The following is a 7615-nucleotide window of genomic DNA, read 5'->3' as shown; positions in this document are numbered from 1 at the left end:
CGTGGGCGGCGGGCGACGCTCCTGCCTGACGGGCCGGGCTCGCGACTGCCCGGGACCCAGGTGCGGCCCGCGGAGCCGCACCGCCCGGGACCGGCGCCGCGAAACACCGCCCCGGGCTGTTTGGAACGGGCGTTCGAGGCAATCGAACACTCGTTCTAACTGCTGCTGACAGTACACCCTCCCCCCGACGAAAATGCAACGTGGCGGGGCAACCGAGGATCCGGGGCACGCCGGCCCGAGCGGCGCACCGGCGGGCGGTGCGACCGCCGTAACGACCGGTGGTCCTTACGGCCCTGACGAGGGCGGCGGTAGCCTCCGCTCGTGACAACCCCCCGCCCCGCCCTCGGGGTCGCCATGGTGCTCGGCTCGGGAGCGCTGTTCGCCGTCAACGGCACGTCTCCAAGCTGGTGCTCCGCGCCGGCCTGGACGCACCGCAGCTCACCCTGCTGCGCGCCGTCGGCGCCGTCACCGGGCTGCTGGCCCTGAGCCTGCTGCTGCGCCCGGGGGCGCGCCGGCTCCGGGTCAGCCCCCGCCAACTGCCGCTGCTGATCGGGTACGGGCTGACCGGCTTCTTCGCCGTGCCGATGCTCTACTTCGTCGCCATCTCCCGGCTGCCGGTCGGGATCGGGCTGCTGTTCGAGTACACCGCCCCGCTGCTGGTCGCCCTCTGGGCCCGGTTCGGCCAGCGCCACCGCGTACGCCCGCGGCTCTGGGCCGGCCTGGCGCTGAGCCTGCTCGGCCTCGGTTGTGTGGCCGAGGTGTGGGGCGAGCTGAAGCTGGACGGCCTCGGCGTGCTCGCCGGTCTCGGCGCCGCGGTCTTCCTCGCCGGCTACTACGTGCTCGGCTCGCACGGCGTGGCGCGACGGGACACGCTGTCGCTGTGCACCTGGGCCTTCGGCGCCTCCGCCGTGGCGGGCCTGCTCACCCGCGCCGTCACCGTGGGCGCCGGCGGCTGGGAGCCGCTGACCGCCGACACCGACCGGGGCGTGCCGGTGGCGCTGCTCTGCGGGTACGTGGTGGTGCTCGGCTCGATCGTGCCGTACCTGCTGGTCGCCGGGGCGATGCGGCACCTCCCGGCGACCAGCGTCGGGATCGTCGGCATGGTCGAGCCGGTGATCGCCTCGGCGGTCGCCTGGGTCGTCCTCGGCGCCGGCGAGGCGCTCAACACCGCCCAGCTCGCCGGCGGGCTCCTGGTGCTGGTCGGCGTCGCGCTGGCCGAGACGGCCCGGGTCGCCGCGCCCCGGGCCGCCGCACCGCCCGCGCCGCACGCCGTCGCCGTCCCCCACTGAGCCGACCGGAGCGCCGGCCCGCGACGCCGTGCCGGCCGCGCCCCCGCGAAGGGAGTCGGCGTGGCCGGGTGAGCCGGCGGCGGGCGTACCGGGAAGAATGGCGGCATGCAGCCACACCCGAACGTACGGGCGGTTCAGGACGTGCTCGACGCCGCAGGCGCGCGGGACGGGTCCGGCGCGCCGAGCGCCGTCCGCCTGCTGCCCGACGCGGTCCACACCGCCGCGGCCGCCGCCGAGTCGCTCGGCGTCGGGGTGGGCCAGATCGCCAACTCGCTCGTCTTCGAGGCGGACGGCGCACCGCTGCTGGTGCTCACCTCCGGCGCGCACCGGGTGGACACCGCCGGCCTGGCCGCGTCCATCGGGATCACCCGGCTGCGCCGGGCCACCCCGGACTTCGTCCGCGCGCACACCGGGCAGGTGATCGGCGGGGTCGCCCCGGTCGGCCACCCGCGCCCACTGCGCACCCTGGTCGACACCGCCCTCGAGCGGTACGACGAGGTCTGGGCGGCCGGTGGCGTCCCGCAGGCGGTCTTCCCCACCACGTACCGGGAACTGCTGCGGGTCACCGGCGGCACGCCGGCCGAGGTGGCGTGAGCGAGCGGAGCGAGCGAACCATCGGGCTCAGCAGCGTGGCGCCTCGCGCCGCCGTCGAGCGGAGCGAGGCGGTGGCGTGAGCGAGCGGAGCGAGCGAACCATCGGGCTCAGCAGCGGTACCGACGGCGTGGACGGCGTCCCGGGGCTGGTCACCCTGCACGTGTGGCGCATCTCCCGCGCCGCGCTGCCCCGGGCGCTGACCCGGATGGCGGTCGACCCCCGCCGGCTACGCGCGCTGCCCGGCGTGCGGTTCGGCAAGCTGCTCGGCACCGGGACCGGCACCGGCTTCGGGCCCGGCGACGCCGACCTGACCCGGTGGGCGGCGCTGACCGTGTGGGACTCCCCCGCCGCGTCCGCCCGCTTCGACGACTCGCCGGTGGGGCGCGCCTGGGCGAGGCTCTCCCGCGCGGCCGTCCGGGTCGACCTGCGCCCGCTGAGCAGCCGGGGCGAGTGGTCGGGCCGCCGGCCGTTCGGCGAGCCGCCCGGCGGCCGGGTCACCGGCCCGGTGCTGGCCCTGACCCGGGCCCGGCTGCGCCCCCGGCGGGCGGTCACCTTCTGGCGGGCGATCCCCCCGGTGGCCGCCGCGTTGCACGCCGCGCCCGGCCTGCTGGCCCGGTTCGGCGTCGGCGAGGCCCCGCTGGGCTGGCAGGGCACGGTGAGCGTGTGGCGTGACCCGGCGGACCTCGTGGCGTTCGCGTACCGTCACCCGGAGCACCGCGCCGCGATCATGCGGACCCCCACCGAGGGGTGGTACGCGGAGGAGCTCTTCGCACGGTTCGAGGTGCGCGACGTGGTCGGTGACCGGGCGGTGCTGGGGTGGGTCGCGGACGGCGGCCCGGGAGCGGTGGAGGGTGCAGGGTCATGAGGTTGGTGCGGTGGACACCGGACGATCTCGTCCGACGGCTGGACGACGTGGTGGCCGTCTACGGCGAGGCCATGGGGTACCGCACCGACCTGCTGGAGGCGCGGCGCGGCTACATCGCCACCCACGTACGCCGGCCCGGCTTCCGCGCCGTCGCCAGCCTGACCAGCGAGGGCCACCTGGCCGGCTTCGGCTACGGCTACCTCGGCGCCCCCGGGCAGTGGTGGCACGACCAGGTGTGGCGGGCGCTGCACACCCCGGCCCGGCAGCGCTGGCTGACCGACTGCTTCGAGGTGGTGGAGCTGCACGTCCGGCCGCCCGCGCAGGGGCACGGCCTGGGCGCGGGGCAGCTGCGGGCCCTGCTCACCCTGGCGGAGGGGACGACCACCCTGCTCTCCACGCCGGAGGCCGACGAGCAGCGGTCCCGGGCCTGGCGGCTGTACCGCCGGTTCGGCTTCGTCGACGTCCTGCGCCACTTCCGCTTCCCCGGCGACGAGCGCCCGTTCGGCGTGCTCGGCCGGGACCTGCCGCTGGAGCCGCCGGCGCCCGCCCCGCCCGGCCGGGCCGGTCGGGCCGCGCCGTGACCCGGCGGCTGCCCTGGACGCTGCTGGCCGTACTGGTGCTGGCGCAGATCTGCTACCCGCTGACCACCGGGGAGACCCGGGCCCGGCTGACCGTCGCCACCGTCGTGCTCGGCTACCTGCTCTCGGTCGGCCACGCGCTGCTCAGCCGGGGCCCGCGTACGGCGGCGGCGCTGGTCGCGGTGGCCACCGTCGGCGGATTCGCCATCGAGGCGCTCGGCGTGGCCACCGGCTTCCCGTTCGGCAGCTACGACTACTCCGGCGAGCTGGGGCCGAAGCTGGCCGGAGTGCCGCTGATCATCCCGCTGGCCTGGACGTGGATGGCCTGGCCGGCCTGGCTGGCCGCCACCCGGCTGACCGGCGGCGACACCGGAGGCCTGCCAGGGCGCCGGGGTGACGCCGGGGGCCGACCGGGACGCCGGGGCGGCCGGTTCCCCGTCCGGCGGATCGCGCTGGCCGCCGTCGGGCTGGCCGCCTGGGACCTCTTCCTCGACCCGCAGATGGTGGCCGAGGGCTACTGGGTCTGGCGGGACGCCACCCCCGCGCTGCCCGGCCTGCCCGGCATCCCGGTGAGCAACTACCTGGGCTGGCTGCTCTTCGCCGTGCTGATGATGGGCGCGCTGCGCCCGCTGGCCGGGCCCGCCGTCGCCGGCACCGACGGGCGGGACCACCCGATGTTCGCGCTCTGGCTGTGGACGTACTTCTCCAGCGTGCTGGCCCACGCGGTCTTCCTCGACCTGCCCGCCTCGGCGCTGTGGGGCGCGGCCGGCATGTCGGTGGCCGCCGTGCCGCTGGCGGTGACGCTGGTCCGCTCCCGCCGCGACGACCGGATTCCGCCCCGCCAGCCGCAGCGCCCCGGCGTCGACGCGACGGCATGACCGCCGTCCTCGCGCTGCTGCTCGGCGTCGCCGCGTTGACCGCGCACACCCTGGTCAACGCCGGCCGCTGGCTGCGCCGCCCGACCGACCGGCCGGCGCCGGTGACCGAGCCCGTGGCGGTGCTGCTGCCGCTGCGCGACGAGGCCGGGCGGGTCGCCCCCTGCCTGCGCGCGCTGCTCGCCCAGCGGGGCGTGCCGGCGCTGCGCGTCGTGGTGCTCGACGACGGGTCGACCGACGGCACGGCGGAGGTGGTCCGCACGGTGGCCGGCGACGATCCCCGGGTCACCCTGCTCGACGGGGCCGCCCCGCCGCCGGGCTGGCTGGGCAAGCCGCACGCCTGCTGGCAGCTGGCCGCCCGCGCCGATCCCACGGCGACCGTCCTGGTCTTCGTCGACGCCGACGTGGTGCTCGCCCCGGACGCGGTCGCGGCGGCGGTCACCGAGCTGCGCGCCGCGCGGGTGACGCTGCTGTCTCCGTACCCCCGGATCCTGGTGGCGACGGCGGCCGACCGGCTGGTCCAGCCGCTGCTGCAGTGGCTGTGGCTGACCTTCCTGCCGCTGCGGGCGATGGAGCGCTCGCCGCGGCCGTCGCTGGCCGCCGCGGGCGGGCAGTTCCTGGTGGTGGACCGGGCGGGCTACGACGCGGCCGGAGGGCACGCCGCCGTCGCGGACAGGATCCTGGAGGACATCGAGCTGGCCCGCGCGGTCAAGCGGGCCGGCGGCCGGATCGCCCTCGCCGACGGCTCCCGGCTGGCCGCCTGCCGCATGTACGAGGACTGGCCGCAGCTGCGCGACGGCTACACGAAGTCGCTCTGGGCGACCTTCGGCCACCCGGGGGCCGCCGCCGCGGTGGTGACCCTGCTGCTCCTGCTCTACACCGCTCCCCCGCTGCTGGCGGCGGGCGCCCTGGCCGCCGGCACGCCGGCGGTGGCCGCCGCGGCGCTGGTCGCCTACCTGCTCGGGGTGGCCGGACGGGTGGTCAGCGCCCGGGCGACCGGCGGGCGGTGGTGGCCCGACGCGCTGGCACACCCCGTGTCGGTCGTGGTCCTCGGCTGGCTGACCCTGCGGTCGTACCATCTGCGGAAGCGGCGACGCCTGTCCTGGCGCGGCCGCCCCGTCACCTAGGGAGGCGCGGCATGGCGCGGATCGTGGTCGTCGGCGCCGGGGTGGGCGGACTGGCCACCGCCGCCCGGCTCGCCGCCACCGGGCACGAGGTCACCGTGCTCGAACGCGCGGACACGGTGGGCGGCAAGCTCGGCCGGTACGTCCACGACACCCCGGCCGGCCCGTTCCACTTCGACACCGGGCCGAGCCTGCTCACCCTGCCCGACGTCTTCCACGACCTGTTCGAGGCGACCGGCGCGAAGCTCGACGAGTACCTGGACCTGGTGCCGGTGGACCCGATCGTGCGGCACGTCTTCCCCGGCGGCGGCCCGACCCTCGACTCGTGCGCCGACCCGGCCGAGTTCGCCGCCCGGATCGGCGCGGCCTTCGGCGACCGGGCCGCGGCGGACTGGCAGCGGCTGTGGCGCCGGGCCGCGCGGGTCTGGCAGGCGTCGCACCAGGACGTCCTGCGCCGCCCGATCGGCTCCCCGCTGGACCTGGCCGCGCTGGCCTGGCGGCTGGGCGACCTGGCCGCCATCGGGCCCGGCCGGACGCTGCGCGGGCTGGGCCGGCGGCACCTGTCCGACCCCCGGCTGCGGATGCTGCTCGACCGGTACGCCACCTACACCGGCGCCGACCCGCGCCGCGCGCCGGCCGCGCTGGTCGCCGTGCCGTACGCCGAACTGGCCTTCGGCGGCTGGTACCTGCGCGGGGGGCTGGGCACGCTCGCCGACGCGCTGCTGACCCGCTGCCTGGACCTCGGCGTGGTCGTGCAGACCGGCGCCACGGTCACCCGGATCGACGCCGCGGGCGGCCGGGTGCACGGCGTACGCCTGCGCGGCGTCACCGCGCCGGTCCCCGCCGACGTGGTGGTGGCCAACGTCGACGCGCTGACCCTCTACCGGGACCTGCTGCCCAGCCCGCGCCGGCTGGCCGGGCTGACCGACCGCAGCCTGGCCGGCTTCGTGCTGCTGCTCGGCGTCGCCGGGGGCTCGGGGCTGGCCCACCACACCGTGTTCTTCCCGCGCGACTACGACGCCGAGTTCGACGCGGTCTTCGGCCAGCCGGGGCGCGGCGTGCGCGCCCGACCGGCGGCGGACCCCACCGTCTTCGTCACCGTGGCCGACGACCCGATGGTCCGTCCGGCCGGCCACGAGGCGTGGTTCGTGCTGGTCAACGCGCCCCGGCACGGCACCGCCGCCGGCGCGGTCGACTGGCGTCGGCCCGGCCTCGCCGAGGCGTACGCCGACCGGGTCCTCGACGTGCTGGCCGAGCGCGGCGTCGACGTGCGGGACCGGCTGGTGTTCCGGGAGGTCCGCACCCCGGCCGACCTGGCCGACGCGACGGGCGCCCCGGGTGGGTCGATCTACGGCACCGCCGGCGGCCTGCTCCGCCCGGCCAACCGGGGCCCGGCGCACGGGCTGTGGCTGGTCGGCGGCTCCAGCCACCCCGGGGGCGGCCTGCCGATGGTGACGCTCTCCGCCCAGATCGTCGCCGACGAGATCGGCCCCGCCTGGTAGGGCCGGTGCGCGGGAGGGCACCTTCCCAGCATCCCGGCGGCGGTCAGCACTGCGCGCGGGCGGCGCACGGTCAGCCGGCCTCGATCAGGGCGCGGCGGACGGCGGAGAGGAGCTGGCCCAGCCCGAAGCCGGCCAGCAGCACCCAGACGGCGGTCGCCATGGTGATGGTGCCGGCCGCCAGGTCCGGCTCGATCAGCCCGGTCAGCCCGGCCAGCAGCAGCCCGACCAGGGCGACCGAGACCCGGGTGGGGCGCTCCCCCACGGTCACCGCGCCGATCTCCCGCATGCCGGCGGAGACCGCGCGGGCGCGCACGTACTCGTGCAGCCAGGAGAGCGCGCCGGCGGTCGCGACGAGCGCCCCGGGCGCCCCGATCAGCCAGAACGCGGCCAGCCAGGCGACCTCGCCGAGCCGGTCGGCCAGCGAGTCGTAGACGTAGCCGAGCCGGGTGGTGCGGTTCGTGGCCACCGCCACCGCGCCGTCGACGCTGTCCGCCACCGCGGCGAGCAGCACGAACAGCGCCCCGAGGAAGGGGCCGTCCTGCGGCCGTACGGCGAACAGCGGCACGCAGGCGCAGAGCAGCACGCCGACCACGGTGACCGGCGTCGGGCCGACCCGGAGCCGGCCCAGCACGAACCCGACGTGGTAGGCGAACCGCAGCCAGGCGCGGACGACCGGGGCCGCCGCCCGCGGGTCGAAGCCCCCGTGCAGCCGGGCCCAGGCCGTGGCGTAGTCGTCCCAGTTCAGCTGTGTGCCCACCACGGATCAACCGTCGCGGCGGCGCTCAGGT

8 protein-coding genes are annotated in these 7615 nt (G+C 77.4%); 7 read left to right on the top strand and 1 reads right to left on the bottom strand.

Going from position 1 to position 7615, the window contains the following annotated elements; translation table 11 throughout:
- Positions 1-407 precede the first annotated feature (407 nt).
- The 7 genes from AB0L34_RS19645 (at position 408) to crtI (ending at position 6827) form a co-directional block, all read left to right on the top strand.
- Complete coding sequence (locus AB0L34_RS19645) at positions 408-1289, top strand: EamA family transporter (protein ID WP_363705768.1); 882 nt, start codon at positions 408-410, stop codon at positions 1287-1289.
- A gap of 105 nt (positions 1290-1394) precedes the next feature.
- On the top strand, positions 1395-1883 hold the full coding sequence (locus AB0L34_RS19640) for a YbaK/EbsC family protein (protein ID WP_363705767.1): 489 nt from the start codon (positions 1395-1397) through the stop codon (positions 1881-1883).
- A 100-nt stretch (positions 1884-1983) separates the two neighbouring features.
- A complete protein-coding gene (locus tag AB0L34_RS19635; RefSeq protein ID WP_363705771.1) occupies positions 1984-2748 on the top strand; it encodes a monooxygenase in 765 nt (254 codons plus the stop codon).
- The gene (locus AB0L34_RS19630) at positions 2745-3329 is read left to right on the top strand and encodes a GNAT family N-acetyltransferase (protein WP_350712119.1); all 585 of its coding nucleotides are present in this window, start codon (positions 2745-2747) and stop codon (positions 3327-3329) included. Before AB0L34_RS19635 ends, AB0L34_RS19630 begins: the two co-directional genes overlap by 4 nt.
- Positions 3326-4204 carry a carotenoid biosynthesis protein gene (locus AB0L34_RS19625; RefSeq protein ID WP_363705766.1) on the top strand — a complete coding sequence of 293 codons (879 nt, stop codon included), beginning with the start codon at positions 3326-3328 and terminating at the stop codon, positions 4202-4204. The genes AB0L34_RS19630 and AB0L34_RS19625 overlap by 4 nt, the downstream gene beginning before the upstream one ends.
- Complete coding sequence (locus AB0L34_RS19620; RefSeq protein ID WP_363705765.1) at positions 4201-5328, top strand: glycosyltransferase family 2 protein; 1128 nt, start codon at positions 4201-4203, stop codon at positions 5326-5328. Before AB0L34_RS19625 ends, AB0L34_RS19620 begins: the two co-directional genes overlap by 4 nt.
- Positions 5329-5339: 11 nt before the next feature.
- Positions 5340-6827 (top strand): phytoene desaturase family protein, encoded by a 1488-nt coding sequence (gene crtI, locus AB0L34_RS19615; RefSeq protein ID WP_363705764.1) that lies wholly within the window; start codon positions 5340-5342, stop codon positions 6825-6827.
- Positions 6828-6897: 70 nt separating this feature from the next.
- Here crtI and AB0L34_RS19610 read toward each other — a convergent pair whose 3' ends face one another.
- The gene (locus tag AB0L34_RS19610; protein ID WP_363705763.1) at positions 6898-7587 is read right to left on the bottom strand and encodes a CDP-alcohol phosphatidyltransferase family protein; all 690 of its coding nucleotides are present in this window, start codon (positions 7585-7587) and stop codon (positions 6898-6900) included.
- Positions 7588-7615: the final 28 nt, after the last annotated feature.

This window comes from Micromonospora sp. NPDC052213, from assembly GCF_040679695.1.
Lineage (GTDB): Bacteria > Actinomycetota > Actinomycetes > Mycobacteriales > Micromonosporaceae > Micromonospora.
The sequence above is the reverse complement of the archived record's forward strand: the minus strand, read 5'-3'. Positions and strand labels throughout refer to the sequence as shown.